This is a genomic window from Rhodococcus sp. WY5, assembly GCF_018588185.1.
Classification (GTDB): Bacteria; Actinomycetota; Actinomycetes; order Mycobacteriales; family Mycobacteriaceae; genus Rhodococcus_F; species Rhodococcus_F qingshengii.
On record NZ_JAAMPR010000001.1, the window covers coordinates 3,587,778 to 3,604,604 of the forward strand.

At 63.6% G+C, this 16,827-nt stretch carries 15 protein-coding genes; 12 read left to right on the forward strand and 3 right to left on the reverse strand.

Going from position 1 to position 16,827, the window contains the following annotated elements:
* Positions 1-35 precede the first annotated feature (35 nt).
* The 4 genes from dnaJ to G4D79_RS16760 all read left to right on the forward strand — a co-directional run bounded on the left by dnaJ (position 36) and on the right by G4D79_RS16760 (position 4,104).
* A complete protein-coding gene (gene dnaJ, locus G4D79_RS16745) occupies positions 36-1,187 on the forward strand; it encodes a molecular chaperone DnaJ (RefSeq protein ID WP_003944460.1) in 1,152 nt (383 codons plus the stop codon).
* Between the two features lie 2 nt (positions 1,188-1,189).
* Positions 1,190-1,951: a 16S rRNA (uracil(1498)-N(3))-methyltransferase gene (locus G4D79_RS16750; RefSeq protein WP_003944495.1), complete on the forward strand. Its 762-nt coding sequence runs from the start codon at positions 1,190-1,192 to the stop codon at positions 1,949-1,951.
* A gap of 123 nt (positions 1,952-2,074) precedes the next feature.
* Positions 2,075-3,313 carry an Ig-like domain-containing protein gene (locus G4D79_RS16755; protein ID WP_003944568.1) on the forward strand — a complete coding sequence of 413 codons (1,239 nt, stop codon included), beginning with the start codon at positions 2,075-2,077 and terminating at the stop codon, positions 3,311-3,313.
* A 14-nt stretch (positions 3,314-3,327) separates the two neighbouring features.
* Positions 3,328-4,104, forward strand: coding sequence for a S9 family peptidase (locus tag G4D79_RS16760; RefSeq protein ID WP_070161082.1), 777 nt, complete (start codon positions 3,328-3,330; stop codon positions 4,102-4,104).
* On the opposite strand, the gene G4D79_RS16765 is transcribed toward G4D79_RS16760, so the two are convergent.
* Positions 4,096-5,700: an MFS transporter gene (locus tag G4D79_RS16765; protein WP_007731066.1), complete on the reverse strand. Its 1,605-nt coding sequence runs from the start codon at positions 5,698-5,700 to the stop codon at positions 4,096-4,098. The two genes, G4D79_RS16760 and G4D79_RS16765, sit on opposite strands and share 9 nt — an antisense overlap.
* 128 nt (positions 5,701-5,828) lie before the next feature.
* On the opposite strand from G4D79_RS16765, the gene G4D79_RS16770 reads away from it, so the two are divergent.
* From G4D79_RS16770 to era, 5 genes are all read left to right on the forward strand, one after another.
* Positions 5,829-6,524, forward strand: coding sequence for a TetR/AcrR family transcriptional regulator (locus G4D79_RS16770; protein WP_007731067.1), 696 nt, complete (start codon positions 5,829-5,831; stop codon positions 6,522-6,524).
* Positions 6,525-6,636: 112 nt separating this feature from the next.
* The gene (locus tag G4D79_RS16775; protein WP_003944580.1) at positions 6,637-7,725 is read left to right on the forward strand and encodes a PhoH family protein; all 1,089 of its coding nucleotides are present in this window, start codon (positions 6,637-6,639) and stop codon (positions 7,723-7,725) included.
* Between the two features lie 48 nt (positions 7,726-7,773).
* Entirely contained in the window at positions 7,774-8,316 is a 543-nt protein-coding gene (ybeY, locus tag G4D79_RS16780) for an rRNA maturation RNase YbeY (protein ID WP_003944525.1), read from the forward strand.
* 21 nt (positions 8,317-8,337) lie between these two features.
* Positions 8,338-9,642 (forward strand): hemolysin family protein, encoded by a 1,305-nt coding sequence (locus G4D79_RS16785; protein ID WP_003944509.1) that lies wholly within the window; start codon positions 8,338-8,340, stop codon positions 9,640-9,642.
* A gap of 24 nt (positions 9,643-9,666) precedes the next feature.
* Entirely contained in the window at positions 9,667-10,584 is a 918-nt protein-coding gene (gene era, locus G4D79_RS16790; protein ID WP_003944451.1) for a GTPase Era, read from the forward strand.
* A 49-nt stretch (positions 10,585-10,633) separates the two neighbouring features.
* Here the strand turns inward: era and G4D79_RS16795 are convergent, their stop codons facing one another.
* Positions 10,634-11,188: a TetR/AcrR family transcriptional regulator gene (locus tag G4D79_RS16795; RefSeq protein WP_019749017.1), complete on the reverse strand. Its 555-nt coding sequence runs from the start codon at positions 11,186-11,188 to the stop codon at positions 10,634-10,636.
* A 4-nt stretch (positions 11,189-11,192) separates the two neighbouring features.
* Positions 11,193-12,611 carry an amidase gene (locus G4D79_RS16800; protein WP_162113805.1) on the reverse strand — a complete coding sequence of 473 codons (1,419 nt, stop codon included), beginning with the start codon at positions 12,609-12,611 and terminating at the stop codon, positions 11,193-11,195.
* A gap of 329 nt (positions 12,612-12,940) precedes the next feature.
* Between G4D79_RS16800 and kdpF the strand changes: the two genes are divergently transcribed.
* From kdpF to kdpB, 3 genes are read left to right on the forward strand one after another with little or no spacing between them, the layout of a single operon-like run.
* Complete coding sequence (kdpF, locus tag G4D79_RS16805; protein WP_007731078.1) at positions 12,941-13,039, forward strand: K(+)-transporting ATPase subunit F; 99 nt, start codon at positions 12,941-12,943, stop codon at positions 13,037-13,039.
* On the forward strand, positions 13,039-14,724 hold the full coding sequence (gene kdpA / locus G4D79_RS16810) for a potassium-transporting ATPase subunit KdpA (RefSeq protein WP_214514252.1): 1,686 nt from the start codon (positions 13,039-13,041) through the stop codon (positions 14,722-14,724). The genes kdpF and kdpA overlap by 1 nt, the downstream gene beginning before the upstream one ends.
* Positions 14,721-16,826 (forward strand): potassium-transporting ATPase subunit KdpB, encoded by a 2,106-nt coding sequence (gene kdpB, locus G4D79_RS16815; protein ID WP_214514253.1) that lies wholly within the window; start codon positions 14,721-14,723, stop codon positions 16,824-16,826. The genes kdpA and kdpB overlap by 4 nt, the downstream gene beginning before the upstream one ends.
* The last annotated feature ends 1 nt before the right edge of the window (position 16,827 follow it).

Consider the following 16,827-nt stretch of genomic DNA (forward strand, 5'->3'; position numbering starts at 1 on the left):
AAACCTAGAAGTAAGAGAAGGACGAGAGACTCAACGTGGCACGGGATTACTACGGATTGCTCGGCGTCGACAAGAACGCGACAGACCAGGAGCTCAAGCGCGCTTACCGCAAGCTGGCACGCGAACTGCACCCGGACGTCAACCCTGACGAGGCGGCGCAGGCCAAGTTCAAGGAGATCTCGACGGCCTACGAGGTCCTGACCGACCCGGAGAAGCGTCGCATCGTCGATCTCGGCGGAGACCCGCTCGAGTCCGGTGGTGGCGGCGGTGGTGGCTTCGGCGGCGGATTCGGTGGCGGCGGCCTCGGCGACGTCTTCGAAGCATTCTTCGGCGGCGGTGGCGGCGCAGGTCGTGGGCCGCGCGGTCGCGTTCAGCCCGGAGCCGACTCGTTGCTTCGCACCAAGCTGACCCTCGCAGAATGTGCGACGGGAGTCAGCAAGCACGTGACCGTCGAGACGGCCATTCTGTGCGACAGCTGCACCGGAGCCGGAACCAACGGCGACTCCAAGCCTGTCCGCTGTGAGACCTGCAACGGTGCCGGCGAAGTTCAGTCCATCCAGCGCTCGTTCCTCGGTCAGGTCATGACCTCGCGTCCCTGCCCGACGTGCCGCGGTGCCGGTGAGACCATCCCGGATCCCTGCCACAAGTGTGGCGGCGACGGCCGAGTTCGGGCCAAGCGTGACATCACCGTGAAGGTTCCGGCGGGCGTCGCCGGTGGCATGCGCATCCGTTTGACCGCGCAGGGTGAAGTGGGCCCGGGCGGCGGACACCCCGGCGACCTCTACGTCGAGATCGTCGAGCAGCAGCACGACGTCTTCGTTCGAGACGGTGAAGACCTGCACTGCACGATCCGCGTTCCGATGGTCGACGCAGCGCTCGGTACGACTGTCACCGTCGACACCATCATCGACGGCCCCAAGGAAATCACCATCGAGCCAGGCACCCAGCCCGGACACGTTGCTGTTCTTCGCGGTCATGGCATGCCGAAACTGCGGTCGGGAGTGCGCGGCGACGTGCACGCTCACCTCGAGGTGGTCATCCCGAGCCGTCTCGATCACAAGCAGTCCAAGCTGCTCAAGGAATTCAAGCTGCTCCGCGATCGTGACGAGGCCGAGGTTGTCTCGACGGCCTCGCAGAACAGCGGTGGATTGTTCTCGCGTCTTCGCGAAGCATTCAGCGGCCGCTGACGGTGGCCGCGACGGTCTTCTTTCTCGACCCGGTTCCCGGCGTCGGTGAAATCGCAGTTCTGGACGGACAGGAGGGTCGCCACGCGGCCACTGTCCGCCGGATCGGCGTCGGTGAGCGATTGGTGTTGGCCGACGGCCGTGGCCGGGTGGCCGACGCCGAGGTGACGAGCGTCGGCAAGGACCGCCTGGAACTGTTGGTCAGTGACGTTCAGGTTCTCGAGCAGCCCAAGCCGTTGGTGACCCTCGTTCAGGCACTTCCCAAGGCCGAGCGTTCCGAGTTGGCCGTCGAACTGGCGACCGAGGCGGGGATCGACGCGGTGATCCCGTGGCAGTCCTTGCGTTGTGTCGCCAAGTGGGAGGGCCCCAAGCTCGCCAAGGGCGTCGCACGCTGGCGAAGTGCGGCAGTGTCTGCGGCAAAGCAGTCCAGACGCGCGTTCGTCCCGGAAATTGCGGAACTGCACAAGACGCCGGCGGTGATCGCGTTGGTTCGTGACGCCGTTGCCCGTGGCGCTGTGGTTGCGGTGCTTCACGAATCGGCGACGACGCCGTTGGCCGGTTTGCCGCTGGCGAGCGCGGACGAGGTATTTCTGGTTGTCGGTCCCGAAGGTGGGCTGGACGATTCGGAGATCAGCGCGTTGTCGGAGGCCGGGGCCACTCCGGTGCTTCTCGGCCCGACGGTCCTGCGCACGTCGACCGCCGGGGCTGTTGCTCTGGGCGCGATCGGAGTGCTGACCGATCGCTGGGGACCACGGCCACTGCACTGATCTTGTTGTGATCCCGAGCTGAATCGGATCCGGCGCTCAGCGAAGTGTCAGATTTGCGCACTATCGTAAGGACGTCGGGGGTCGCCTTCGGCGTGAGTTGGTTCGGGGATTTCAGGAGGCCAGATGTTGTCACGTGCGCATATGCGAATCGTTGGAGCGGTGTGTGCCGCGGCGGCGTTGATGCTCGTCGCGGGGTGCACGGTCTCCACCGGAGACAACACGGGTTCCTCCAGCAGCGCCGTCACCACTACCCCGACCAGCGAGGCTCTCGTCACCGTCACCCCGGCGGACGGCGGAACTCCGGTGAGTCCACTCGACCCCATCGAGGTCCAGGTCGCGAAGGGAACACTGACGACCGTCGCGCTGACCAACCCCGAGGGTAAGGAAGTCGCCGGTATCACCACGCCGGACAAGACGTCCTGGAAACCGAGCGAACCACTCGGATACGGCAAGACCTACAAGCTGGTCGTCGACGCCGTCGACGCGAATGGTGTTGCCACGACCAAGAACACGACGCTGACCACCGTCGCGCCGAGTAACCAGACCCGGGCGTACATCAACACCACCGGTGGCGCCTCGATATCGGACGGTGGCACGTACGGTGTCGGCACCGTCGTCGCCGTTCATTTCGACGAGTTGATCGGTGACAAGGCCGCGGCCGAGAAGTCTCTGCTGGTCACAACCAATCCGCCCGTACAGGGGTCGTGGTACTGGGTCGACGGTCAGAACGTTCACTGGCGACCGCAGAACTACTACGCACCAGGCACGACGGTCTCGGTGAACGCGAACATCTACGGCAAGCAGCTCGGCAACGGACTGTACGGCCAGCAGGACGACACCGTGTCCTTCAAGATCGGCGACTCCCACGTCTCGGTCGCCGACGACAACACCAAGATGGTGACCGTCTACGAAAACGGTCAGGTGATCAAGGAAATGCCGACCTCGATGGGAATGGGCGGCACCGAGACGATCGGCGGCACGACGCTCTCGTTCTGGACCCAGCCCGGCACGTACACCGTGATGGACAAGGCCAATCCCGTCATCATGGATTCGTCGACCTACGGTCTGCCGATCAACTCGCGCCTGGGCTACAAGGAATCCATCAACTGGGCCACCCGCATCAGCACGGACGGTATCTATCTTCACGAGTTGGAGAGCACCGTCTGGGCGCAGGGAAACACCGACACCTCGCACGGTTGCCTCAATCTCAGTGCGGCCAATGCCAAATGGTTCTTCGATTTCTCGCAGCCGGGAGATGTCGTCGAGATCAAGAACACCGGCGGCGCTCCGCTGGAGGTGTGGCAGAACGGCGACTGGACCCTTTCCTGGGCAGACTGGGCCGCAGGCAGCGCCCTCGCCTGAGATAGATTTCCTCGGTGCCTCGATTCAAGATTCCGTACGGCCGACACGAGCAGCAGTTCGGGCATCTCTACGTTCCCGACGGAGTCGCTGACGGCCCGATCCCGGTCGTCATGCAGATCCACGGCGGCTTCTGGAGCGGGCAGTACGGATTGACTCTGGGCACCGCATTTGCCGTCGAACTCGCGCGGCACGGCGTCGCGGTGTGGAACATCGAATACCGCCGTCTCGGGGCGGGCGGTCGTTGGCCGGAGATGTCCGCCGACGTGAAAGCCGCGTACGACGAAATCCCCGGACTGGTTGCCGGGAAGTCCTCGGCCGAATTGGATCTGAATCAGATTCGCTTGCTCGGGCATTCGGCCGGAGGACATCTTGCAGTGTGGCTGGCGGGGGAGAAGGACACGTTCACCCGGCCTGAACGGGTCATCGCACAGGCGGCCGCACTCGATCTGGCGTCGGCAGGCGAGCGTGGACGACGGATCAGCTTCATCGAGGATCTGTTCGGCGTTCCGTTCGACGCGGACCCGGATCTGTATCGCAGTGCGTCGCCGCAGCATCGATTGCCGATCGGCGTCCCCGTTGTGTGCGTCACGGGTGCGGAGGACCTGCAGGTGCCGGCCAAGGTGAGCTCCCGGTACGCGAAAGCCGCGGAAGCGGCTGGTGATCCCGTGGCACTGCGTGTGATCGAGGGCGAAGGACACGACGCATTTCTCTCACCCTCGTCCGAGTCGTGGCGGGTCTCCCGCGAGTTGGTTCTCGCCGAAGACCCGCTGGCTCCGAGCACGTCAGACTGACGCGGGGTCGACTTCCACAGGGGCCTTCTTGCCCGGCAGGATGAACGCCACGACAACTGCCCCCACGAACAGTGCAAGACCGCCCGCCCAACTGGCCGCCGAAATCGCGTCGGCGTAGGCACTGCCTGCGGCGTCGAGCAACGGCCCTGCCTGAGCTGCAGCCAACGGGTTGCCTGCCATCTCTTCGGCGACCAACGAAGCGCCGCCGACGGATTCGCCCGACACCTCCATCGCGTACGCGGCCTGTTGTGCAAGTTCGCCCGTCAACTGCGGAACCTGCATTCCATTGATGAATCCGGCAATCGAATCCTTGTAGCTCGCAGCGAGGATCGAGCCGAGGATCGCGATACCCAGCGAGCCGCCGAGTTCGATGGCGGTGTCGTTGAGGCCACCCGCAGCACCGAGATCGTCCTCGGAGAAGTTGTCCATGATGGCGTCGGTGGCCGGCGGTTCGCTGAGACCGATGCCCAGGCCGAGCAGGATCAGTGGGACTGCGAACATCCAGTAGCCCGAATCGCCGTCGACCTGCGTGAGAATCAGAACGCCGATCGCGGCGACCACCATGCCGCCGACGATGGATGCCCGGACGCCGATCAGCGGAGTGATCCGCCCACTGACAACGGCGCCGATCGAAACGGCAATTGCCAAGGGCAGCAGACGAACACCGGTTTCGAGTGCGCCGTAGCCGAGGATGAACTGGAACTGCTGTGAGATGAAGTAGATGGCGCCGAAGGCGGCCAGGAACAGCAGAAGTACGGCGAGCGTCGCGCCGCCGACCATGCGCTGGCCGAGCTTACGGACGTCGAGCAGTGGCTGCGGGTGACGCAGTTCCCAGACGACGAACGAGACGAGGCCGATCGCAGCGAGTACGGCGGCACCGATGGGTCCGCCGGTCCACCCGAAGTGGAATCCGTTGATGATCGAGTACACGAGCGAGCCGATGGTGACCACCGAGAGTGCGCCGCCGATCCAGTCGATCCGGCCCAGGTGCTCGGCCTTGCTCGGCGGCACCAGAATTACGGCGGCGACGGCAGCGACTGCGGCGATCGGGACGTTGATCAGGAAAGTGATGCTCCAGGAATGACTGTCGAGAATCCATCCGGCCAACAGCGGACCGAGTGCAATCGCGAGACCCGATGTCGCCGCCCACGCCGCGATGGCGCGTGATCGCTCCGCTTTGGGAAAGGTAGCGACCAGAAGCGAAAGCGTCGCGGGCATGATGATCGCGGCGCCGACGCCCATGATCATTCGTGCCGCGATGACGGCGTTGGTGGTGTCCGCGATGCTGCCGAAGACGGCGCCGCCGGCGAACACGGCGAGTCCGGCGAGAAGTGCGCCGCGGCGACTGTACTTGTCTCCGATCACGCCGAACAGCAGCATCAATGCGGCGTAGGGAACGGTGTAGCCGTCGATGACCCATTGAAGTTGCGTGCTGGTGAGGCCGAGGTCTCTGGTCATGTCCGGCGCCGCGACGATCAGCGCGGTATTCGCCATCACGACGATCAGCAGACTCAGGCACAACACCCCGAGCGCGGCCCACCGCCGTGAGTACGGCTGGTCCATCTCCGAGACAGGTTTGCTCATGAGTGTCGTCATGACGCGACTCCGTTCCTGATGATCGAAGACACTCCTCGATCTATTTGCACACTGATGTGTAAGTTAATAACTTGCACACCGATGTGCAACTATGATTGACCTAGATCACAGTTGGGCAGTCGAAAGAGGTGGAACGCGCGTTGACGCATTCGGGCACAGTCGTTTCGGGAACTGCCGAATCGGGCGGACGGCAGCGTCGTAGTCAGGCCGCGGCCAATCGCAATCGCATCATCGAGGCGGCGATCACGGCGTTCGCTGCTGATCCGGATGCGAGCATGGACGATGTCGCAAAGGCTGCCGGTGTGGTCAGGCGAACCGTGTACGCGCATTTCGACAGCCGAGAGGCGCTGATCAACGGCATCGTGGACGAGGCGTCGACCGATCTCGTAGCTGCGCTGAGCCAAGCCGGCGAGCCGCCCGAGCGCCCGGATCTGGCGACTGCCGTACTGGCATTGCTGTCATGGCCGGTCGGTGATCGCTTCCGGATGCTGCTCAGCTTTGCTCGCAAAGAGTTGGGGGAGCAGCGGATTCTCGATCTGATGGAGCCCGCGCGTGCCGTGAGTATCAGCGTCGTCGAGCGCGGTCAGCGTGACGGAACCTTCTCGAAATACCTGCCGGCCGAGACTCTGGTAGCGATGACCGAGGCGATCACGATCACTTTGTTCGATCAGGCCAACAGTGGGCTCATCACGGACTCGGGCGAATCATTTGCCGCCGTGTGCCTGGTCATCGCGGGTATCAGTCCGGACAGAAGCTCCGAGATCGTCGCCGAAGCGTCGGAGTGGATCCGCGAATCGCTGCCGTCCGGTCGCCGCGAGGATTAGGCCGGGACGATTAACAAGTGGGCCGTGTCCGACTCTGGCGCTAGACTTCGAAGTATCGAGGCTCACGAGTCGAGTGGGCTGATCGGACCAGAAAGCAGGCCATATTCACCACGTGAGTGAACACAGTGAACTCGACGGGAACCGTGTAACCACCATCACCGAGCGCGCTCTGCCCGCAGAGCGTACCGTCCGTTCGAGTATGGATCTGGCGCCGGAGACCGTGCGTCAAATCCTGGGGGCGACGGACGAGAATCTCACCGCGATAGAACGTGAGCTTCGTGCCGACATTCATGTACGTGGCGGAACCATCTCCTTGTCGGGGACGGCTGCAGACGTGGCGCTGGCAGAACGTGTGTTCAGTGAATTGGCGTCGCTGGCCGGTCGGGGGCAGCCCATTGCCCCGGACGCTGTTCGACGAACCATCGGCATGCTCACCAACGAGGTCGGCGAGTCTCCGGCCGAGGTGCTCTCCCTGGACATTCTTTCGCGTCGGGGCAAGACGATTCGGCCGAAGACCCTCAACCAGAAACGCTACGTCGACGCCATCGACGAGAACACCATCGTGTTCGGAGTCGGCCCGGCCGGTACCGGCAAGACCTACCTCGCCATGGCCAAGGCCGTTCAGGCGTTGCAGGCCAAGCAGGTCTCTCGGATCATCTTGACCAGGCCGGCAGTCGAGGCCGGGGAGCGACTGGGCTTTCTGCCCGGCACGCTGCACGAGAAGATCGATCCGTATCTCCGCCCGCTGCACGACGCATTGCACGACATGATGGATCCCGAGGCGATTCCGAAGTTGATGCAGGCCGGAGTCATCGAGGTAGCTCCGCTCGCCTACATGCGTGGCCGGACGCTCAACGACGCCTTCATCATCTTGGACGAAGCGCAGAACACCACGGCCGAGCAGATGAAGATGTTCCTGACCCGCCTCGGGTTCGGTTCCAAAATCGTGGTCACCGGAGACGTGACCCAGGTCGATCTGCCGGGCGGGGCCCGTTCGGGTCTGCGCGCGGCATCCGAAATCCTCACCGGGATCGACGATATTCATTTCGCCACTCTCGACAGCAGCGACGTCGTACGTCATCGGCTGGTCTCTCACATCGTCGACGCTTACGAGCGTCACGAATCGGATCGGTCCGGCGAGTTGGCGGTCGGAAACCGGGCGCAGCGCCGCGCTGCACATGCTCATTCACCGCGACGGTAGGCTGAGCGACGCATCAACCCCTACTTTTCCCAGGAAAGAGCGTCGCACATGAGCATCGAGGTCTCGAACGAATCGGGCATGGACATCTCCGAACCGGAGTTGATCAGCGTTGCCCGTTTCGTGATCGCTCGGATGGATGTCCATCCGGCGGCCGAGCTGTCGATGGTTCTCGTCGACTCCGCGACGATGGCGGATCTGCACGTTCGCTGGATGGACCTGCCGGGTCCGACCGACGTCATGTCGTTCCCGATGGACGAACTCGAGCCGGGTGGCCGTCCCGATTCCCCCGAGCCGGGGCCGTCGATGCTCGGCGACATCGTGCTGTGTCCGTCTTTTGCCGCGGATCAGGCTGACAAGGCCGGGCATTCACTGGCTCACGAACTTGCCCTCCTGACCGTCCACGGTGTGTTGCACCTTCTCGGCTACGACCATGCGGAGCCGGAAGAGGAGAAGGAGATGTTCGGCTTGCAGAACAGCCTCCTCGAAGAGTGGTACGAAGACCTTCGCCGTATCGACCGCGAAGCAGCACTGGCCGAACGCGATCAGAAGCTGCTCGGCAAGACCGGTTTCGTCGACGGAGTGGACCGATAACAGTTATCCGGGGGTTCTGTAGTGAGTAGCGCCATAGCGCTCTTTGTTCTGGCGATTGCTCTTGTCCCGGTCGGTGGTGTGTTCGCGGCCGTCGACTCGGCGCTCAACACCATTTCGTCGGCGCGGATCGACGAGATGGCAAAGGAAGAGCGAGCCGGCGCCGCGCGAGTGCAACGCATCCTGACCGATCGTCCGCGATACGTGAATCTGATGGTCCTGCTTCGCATTTTGTGCGAGATCACGGCCACCGTCGTACTCGTGGGCGGCCTGATCGACGTCCTCTCGCTGGGCTGGGCACTGACCGTCACCGCGGTGATCATGGTTCTCGTCTCGTACGTGGTCATCGGCGTCGGACCGAGAACGCTTGGGCGCCAACATGCGTACTCCATCGCGATGGCCGCGTCGCTGCCACTGCTGTGGATCGGGGTTCTGCTCGGGCCGATCAGTCGCGTCCTGATCCTCGTGGGTAACGCATTGACCCCGGGTAAGGGCTTCCGCAACGGCCCGTTCGCGTCGGAAATCGAGTTGCGTGAACTCGTGGACATGGCGCAGGAACGCGGCGTCGTGGCCGACGAAGAACGCCGAATGATCCAGTCCGTCTTCGAACTCGGAGACACGTCGGCGCGCGAGGTGATGGTGCCCCGCACCGACATGGTGTGGATCGAGAACGACAAGAATGCCGGGCAGGCAACGTCGTTGGCCGTCCGCAGTGGTCACTCGCGCCTGCCGGTCATCGGGGAGAACGTCGACGACGTGCTCGGTGTCGTCTACCTCAAGGATCTGGTCAAGCAGACCTACCACCTGCCCGACGGCGGCCGGAACGTCAACGTCTGCGACGTCATGCGGCCCGCCGTCTTCGTTCCCGACTCGAAGCCGCTCGACAGCTTGCTGGCCGAGATGCAGCGCGACCGCAACCACATGGCGATACTCGTCGACGAGTACGGCGGAATCGCCGGGCTCGTCACGATCGAGGACGTCATCGAAGAGATCGTCGGTGAGATCGCCGACGAGTACGACGAGGACGAGACGCCGCCCATCGAGGATCTCGGTGACGGAATGTTCCGCGTATCCGCGAGACTTCCCATCGAAGACCTCGGTGAATTGTTCGATCTCGAACTCGAACTCGACGAGGTGGAGACCGTCGGCGGGCTGATCGGATACGTACTCGGCCGAGTGCCACTTCCCGGTTCCGAAGTGGAGTACGACGGTTTGATCCTGCGCGGCGAGGGAACCAATACGGGCCGAGGCCGGGTACGCATCAGCACGGTGTTCGTGCAGCGCATCCCGCCGTCCGAAGACGAAGAGACAGAAGACACCGATGACTGAGCGAGAGTTCAGCGAGGAGCAGTTATGAGCAAGAACGAATTCCGGTCAGGCTTCGTGTGTTTCGTGGGTCGACCCAATACGGGCAAGTCCACGCTGACCAACGCGTTGGTCGGCAGCAAGATCGCGATCACGTCCTCGCGCCCGCAGACGACGCGCCACACGATTCGCGGCATCGTTCACCGCGAGCATGCGCAGCTGATCCTGGTCGACACCCCTGGACTGCACAAGCCCCGCACTTTGCTCGGGCAGCGCCTCAATGACCTGGTTCGCGACACGTACTCCGAGGTCGACGTCATCTGCCTGTGCATCCCGGCTGACGAGGCCATCGGGCCCGGAGACCGCTGGATCGTGCAGCAGGTCCGTCAGATGGCGCCCAAGACCAAGCTTGTCGGCATCGTGACCAAGATCGACAAGGTCAGCCGCGACGCCGTCGGAAAGCAGTTGCTCGCGCTGTCCACCCTGCTCGGCCCCGAATCCGAGGTCGTTCCGGTGTCCGCGAAGTCGGGTGAACAGGTCGAGATCCTGGTCGACGTCCTCGCCGGTCTGATGGACGAGGGCCCGGCCTTCTACCCGGACGGCGAATTGACGGACGAGCCCGAAGAGGTGCTCATGGCCGAACTGATCCGTGAGGCTGCGCTCGAGGGACTCGGCGAAGAATTGCCGCACTCTCTGGCTGTGGTGATCGAGGAGGTCATCCCGCGTGAGGGTCGCACCGAGAAGCAGGGCGAGATGCTCGACGTGCATGCGTTGCTCTACGTCGAGCGGCCCAGTCAGAAGGGCATCGTCATCGGTAAGGGCGGAGCGCGTCTGCGGGAAGTCGGTACCAGTGCGCGCCTGCAGATCGAGAAGCTGCTCGGTGTGCGGATCTTCCTGGAGCTGCACGTCAAGGTCGCCAAGGACTGGCAGCGCGACCCGAAGCAGCTCGGCCGGCTGGGCTTCTAGGTCCTCCGGCCCCGTGAGCGGTTAAGCAGTCCAGGGACTGCCTAACCGCTCACAGGGGCCGGAGGACCCTGAGGATTGCCGCGCCGATGTCCTGCTCGTCGACGCCGGTGGCCAGGCGTCGGAGTTGGAGGCCGGTGATGACGGCGACGAGCGTCGATGCAATCGACTCCGGATCAGGTACACCGAGTGCCGTCAGAATCGTGACGGTCAAATCGTCGTAGGCGGCGAAGCATTCGACGGCGACTTCGTGGAGTTCGTGGTCGCGCCCGGCGGCGATGTACATCTCGAACGGCGCGATCCGCTCGGCCGAGAACGAAAGATCTCGCGTCACCTTTTCGGCTATTGCCGCGGCGTCCTCGACGCTCAGACCTTTGTCGCGGTACTCCTCGGCCAAGGCGCGCAGGCGCGTCGTCTCGTCGGTCACGAAACGAGACAGAGCAGCGCGGAGCATGTCCGACTGGCTGGCGAAGTGATACGTGATCGATCCGAGTGAGACGCCGGCCTGCGCGGCGATGCGCCGGTTGCTCACACCCGGGATGCCGTCGGTACCGACGACGTGCAGAACGGCGTCGAGTATTCGCTCGCGGACGTCCCGGTTACTCATCGGGTCACCACCACGGCTCGGGTCGGATCTGATCCCAACGCAGGACCGATTCCAATTGTGAAGCGAGGGAGACCAACAGAGGTTCGGTGTTCTCGTTGCCCATCAACTGCGCACCGATGGGAAGGCCGGTGTTGCTGAATCCGGCCGGCACGTTGACCGAGGGCCAGCCGAGGACGTTCCACGGCCACGCGTAGGGGCAGGCGCCGGTCATGACCTTGTCGGTGTCCCAGCCACCGATGCCGTCGATCGCGGTCGCCATGATCGGTGGAGTTGCCGTCGTGGGTGCCAGGACGACGTCGTAGGTGTCGAAGATCGCTCCGATCCGCTTTCGCATCCGCGGCTCGGCCGCGCGGGCCGCGCGCAGAGGTGCGCCGCGAAGTAGCTTGCCGTTCTGGGCATTTCCGCGTGTTCTGGCATCGACCAGTTTCGGGTCGGGAACGCGTCCGAGCCAGTCGTGGACCCCGACGAGTGAGCGGGGCAGAAAGTTCAGGCCGAAGATCAGGCCGTATGCGGGATCGTCGACGACGACGTGGTGTCCGAGTTCCCGCAGCGTGTCGGCGATCGAATGCACGGCCAGGCGCACTTCCGGGTCCAGCTTCACGGGAGTGGCGGTGAACGGATTGCGAAGGGAAAGCGCGATTTTCAGTTTTCCGGGGTCGCGTCCCACCGCGTCGCTGACCGTTACCGGTGTCGGCTTGTGGAGATCGCCGTCATGGTTGCCGGCAGCGACGTCGAGCAGCAGTGCCGCGTCGGCGACGGTGCGAGCGAGCGGGCCGTTGACCGTCAGGCCGTAGAACGCTTCGGCGTCGGGCCAGGTGGAGATGCGCCCGCGCTGCGGTTTGATTCCGACGAGGTTGGTCCAGGCCGCAGGGATTCGGATGGAACCGGCACCGTCGGAACCGATTCCGGCGCTGACCAATCCGGCGGCGACGGCCGCGGCGGTGCCGCCCGACGATCCGCCTGGAGTGTGGTGACGCGACCACGGATTGCGCGTGTAACCGAAGGCTGAACCGCTCGTGAGGGGCCACTGGCCCAATTCCGGGCTGTTAGTCTTGCCCACGATCACTGCGCCGGCGTCGCGAAGGCGTCGAATCATCTCCGAGTCCTCGGTCTTGGCCGGGAAATCGCCAGGGCAACCGAAGGCCGTGGGTTCGCCAGTGATGTCGACGTCGTCCTTCACTGCGATCGGCACACCGAGCAGCGGCAGACGCTCGCCGCGTGCGAGACGTCTGTCGGCCTCGGCAGCTTCCTCGAGTGCCTTCTCTCGCCGCACGATCTTGAACGCATTGAGGTGAGGCTGAGTGGCCTCGATCCGGCTCAGCGTTGCCTCCGTGGCCGCGACGGACGAGGTGGCGCCCGAGGCCAGACTCGCAACCTGGTCGACAAGACCGGGGGCGAGATCGTGGTCGGTTCGAGAAGTCATCAGGTTCCCTTCGCAAAACTGTTCGTTCGAACGAACAGTAACTTGTTTCAGTATTAGTGAACTTCGGTTTCGCGTCAAGATCGCGTCAAGACGCCAGGTCAGTGCGTAAGCGGATCGTCAGAGACGCGGAATCGGCCTTTCCGGAGGTCGAAGCTGAGAGAGCGCATCCGGTCGAGGGCGACCGCGCGTCATGGCTGCGATGCACAGCAGCACGGCAAAAGATTTCGAAGAGGGAAGCTCATGGCCGATCTGGCCTACGTTGCTCTGATTCTCGGCGGTTTTCTCGTGTGCGCGCTGGTACTGCGCGCCCTACAGGCGAGCGCTCCCAAATGACGGTTGCCGGTGTGGTCAGCGTGGTTCTGATCGCCGTCGCCGCGGCATTGGTCATTTACCTGCTCGTTGCACTCGTAGATCCTGAGAGGTTCTGATGTCGCCCGCTCTTGCAGCCGGCCTGCAGATCGCTTTTGTCCTCGTCGTTCTGGCAATCGCCTACGTCCCGGTGGGCGACTACATGGCGCGTGTTTACTCGTCGACGCGAGATCTTCGGGTCGAGAGTGTGATCTACCGCGTCGGTCGGATCGACTCCAGGGCCGAGCAGACGTGGTACGGCTACGCCGCAAGCATTCTCGGATTCTCGCTGGCCAGCGCATTGTTCCTGTACTTCCTGCAACGGATTCAGGGAGTACTGCCGCTGAGTGACGGTCTGTCCGGGGTCAGTCCCGCCGTAGCGTTCAACACCGCGATTTCGTTTGTGGCGAACACCAACTGGCAGTCGTACACGCCGGAAACGACGATGAGCAACTTCGTTCAGCCCGTCGGTCTGGCGGTGCAGAACTTCGTCTCGGCAGCGGTCGGCATGGCGGTGGCCATCGCATTGGTTCGCGGCTTCATTCGGGTGGCCAGGGGCGGCGAGATCGGCAACTTCTGGGTCGATCTGACGCGTGGTTCTCTGCGCATCCTCCTCCCGTTCTCCTTCGTGATCGCCCTGATCCTGTTGAGCCAGGGTGTGATCCAGTCGTTCCACAGCGGTTTCGCCTCCACCGGCCTCGACGGCAATGCGGTGACCAATGCACTGGCCCCCGTCGCGTCCCAGGAAGCGATCAAGGAACTCGGCACCAACGGTGGCGGGATCTTGGCTGCCAACTCGGCGCACCCGTTCGAGAACCCCACCCCGTTGAGCAATATCGTCGAGATCCTGGCGATCCTGTTGATTCCGGTCTGCCTCACCCGAACGTTCGGAACTCTCGTCGGGGATCGTAGGCAAGGCCTCACCTTGCTGGCAGTGATGGGAATCCTGTGGAGCGGACTGCTCGCAGTCACGCTCGCTGCCGAATCCGGCGCACGCGGTGTTGCCGCCACAGCAGCTGGTTCGATGATGGAGGGCAAGGAAGTTCGCTTCGGAATCCCCGGATCGGCGTTGTTCGCGGTGGCGACCACGGGAACGTCGACGGGCGCGGTGAACTCGGCCCACGACAGCATGTCACCCCTCGGCGGCGGCGCGGTCCTGCTCAACATGTTGCTCGGCGAAATTGCGCCAGGTGGAGTCGGAACCGGCCTCTACGGGATTCTTGTGCTGGCATTGATCGCAGTGTTCGTCGGCGGACTGCTGGTCGGTCGCACGCCCGAATATCTCGGCAAGAAGTTGGGTCGACGCGAGATCACCCTTGCGGCGCTGTCGATTCTGGTCATGCCCGCGCTGGTCTTGATCGGTACCGCCATCACCGTCATCCTCGGTTCGACCACCGGTTATCAAGGCAATGGGGGAGATCCGGGCGCGCCGGGATCGATCCACGGGTTCAGTGAGGTGCTTTACGCCTTCGCCTCCGCCTCCAACAACAACGGCAGCGCCTTCGGCGGTCTGACGGTCACCAGCGACTGGTTCCAGTCGTCTCTCGGAATCTGCATGCTTCTCGGCCGATTCCTGCCGATCATCTTCGTTCTCGCTTTGGCCGGTGCTCTTGCCTCGCAGAAGAAGGTGGCGCCGACGGCCGGCACCCTCCCGACGTCCGGACCGATGTTCACCGGTTTGTTGACCGGCACCGTCGTTCTTGTTGCTGCACTTACATTCTTCCCGGCCCTCGCGCTGGGCCCGCTAGCGGAGGCTCTTCAATGACCGTGCGTATCAGTGAGAAACCCGTGGTAGCGCAAGACGCCGCCGACAAGGCTGATCCAGGGCAGTCCCGTCAAGTACACGCAGGCGTTTTCAACCCGCGGCAGATGATCACCGCGTTGCCGGGGGCCGTGCGCAAACTCGACCCACGCCACCTCGCCCGCAACCCGGTCATGTTCGTGGTGTTCGTCGGTTCCGTCATCACCACTGTCATGGCGATCGCCGATCCCTCGGTGTTCTCCTGGGTGATCACCCTGTGGCTCTGGTTCACGGTGATCTTCGCGAACCTCGCCGAATCCGTGGCCGAAGGGCGCGGCAAGGCGCAGGCGGCGAGCCTGCGAAAGGTGAAGCAGGACACCACAGCACATCGGATCACGATGAGCGGTGCGATCGAATCGGTTTCCGGCACCGAACTGGTGGTCGGCGATCGGGTGATGGTGGTTGCCGGCGAGGTCATCCCCGGCGACGGCGACGTGGTCGAAGGTATTGCCTCCGTAGACGAATCGGCGATCACCGGTGAATCCGCGCCGGTGGTCCGTGAATCCGGTGGTGACCGGTGCGCCGTCACCGGTGGTACGACGGTTCTCTCGGACCGCATCGTCGTGGAAATCACCGCAGCACCGGGCAGTTCGTTCGTGGACCGGATGATCGCGCTCGTCGAGGGTGCTTCACGTCAGAAGACACCCAACGAGATTGCGCTCAACATCCTGCTCGCGTCGTTGACCGTCATCTTCCTCCTCGCCGTCGTAGCCATCGGCCCGATGGGCTTGTACGCGGGGCACGAGCAGGATCCGATCAAGCTGATCGCACTTCTCGTCTGCCTGATCCCGACGACCATCGGAGCGCTGCTCTCGGCGATCGGTATCGCGGGCATGGACCGCCTCGTCCAGCGCAACGTTCTCGCGATGTCGGGGCGCGCGGTGGAAGCTGCGGGCGACATCGACACCCTGTTGATGGACAAGACCGGAACCATCACTTTCGGTAACCGCCGGGCCACCGCACTCCATCCGGCGCCCGGTGTATCCGCCGACGATCTTGCTGCGGCAGCTCGCTTGTCGAGCCTGGCCGACGGAACTCCCGAGGGACGGAGCATCGTCGAGCTGTGCGCAGCGGATTTCGGTCTCGCTGCCGAGCCGACGTTGGACGAAGAACGCGCCGAGTTCGTTCCGTTCACGGCACAAACCCGGATGAGCGGACTCGACCACTCCGGACGCCAAATCCGAAAGGGTGCAGCAGATGCGGTGATGAACTGGGTCGTCAGTGGCGGTGGACACGCGGAGAGCGCGGTGACCGACACCGTGAACGACATCGCCCAAGCGGGCGGAACGCCGCTGGTAGTTGCCGTCAAGCATGGTGAGAGTACCTCGATCCTCGGCGTGATCGCGTTGTCCGACGTCGTAAAGCCGGGAATGGCTGACAGGTTCGCCGAACTCCGGGCGATGGGTATTCGCACGATCATGATCACCGGCGACAATCCGTTGACCGCGAGGGCGATTGCCGACGAGGCGGGCGTCGACGACTTCATGGCGGAGGCCACCCCGGAAGACAAACTGGCCCTGATCCGGAAGGAACAGGAAGGCGGACGTCTCGTCGCGATGACCGGTGACGGGACCAATGATGCTCCCGCCCTTGCCCAGGCCGATGTCGGGGTCGCGATGAACACGGGAACCTCGGCAGCCAAAGAGGCCGGGAACATGGTCGATCTCGACTCCGATCCCACCAAGCTGATCGAGGTGGTGGAAATCGGCAAGCAATTGCTGATCACCCGCGGCGCGTTGACCACATTCTCGTTGGCGAACGACCTGGCGAAGTATTTCGCAATCCTGCCGGCCTTGTTCAGCGGCATCTACCCGCAGCTGGACGCGTTGAACATCATGCGTCTCGCCACCCCCGAATCGGCGATCGTGTCGGCCGTGATCTTCAACGCCTTGGTGATCATCGGTTTGATTCCGTTGGCACTCAAGGGCGTTCGATACCGACCGTCGACGGCATCGCAGTTGCTCGGACGTAACCTGCTCGTCTACGGTCTCGGCGGTGTGATCACACCGTTCGTCGGTATCTGGTTGATCGATCTCGTCGTACGTTTGATTCCTGGAATTGGGTGAC

Bases quoted from the DNA above. Each gene is read 5' to 3' on its own strand.
- kdpA (WP_214514252.1), top strand. From the start codon at position 13,039: ATGTCGCCCGCTCTTGCAGCCGGCCTGCAGATCGCTTTTGTCCTCGTC.
- ybeY (WP_003944525.1), top strand. From the start codon at position 7,774: ATGAGCATCGAGGTCTCGAACGAATCGGGCATGGACATCTCCGAACCG.
- kdpB (WP_214514253.1), top strand. From the start codon at position 14,721: ATGACCGTGCGTATCAGTGAGAAACCCGTGGTAGCGCAAGACGCCGCC.
- kdpF (WP_007731078.1), top strand. From the start codon at position 12,941: ATGACGGTTGCCGGTGTGGTCAGCGTGGTTCTGATCGCCGTCGCCGCG.
- G4D79_RS16800 (WP_162113805.1), bottom strand. From the start codon at position 12,611: ATGACTTCTCGAACCGACCACGATCTCGCCCCCGGTCTTGTCGACCAG.
- G4D79_RS16765 (WP_007731066.1), bottom strand. From the start codon at position 5,700: ATGACGACACTCATGAGCAAACCTGTCTCGGAGATGGACCAGCCGTAC.
- G4D79_RS16795 (WP_019749017.1), bottom strand. From the start codon at position 11,188: ATGAGTAACCGGGACGTCCGCGAGCGAATACTCGACGCCGTTCTGCAC.
- G4D79_RS16755 (WP_003944568.1), top strand. From the start codon at position 2,075: ATGTTGTCACGTGCGCATATGCGAATCGTTGGAGCGGTGTGTGCCGCG.
- era (WP_003944451.1), top strand. From the start codon at position 9,667: ATGAGCAAGAACGAATTCCGGTCAGGCTTCGTGTGTTTCGTGGGTCGA.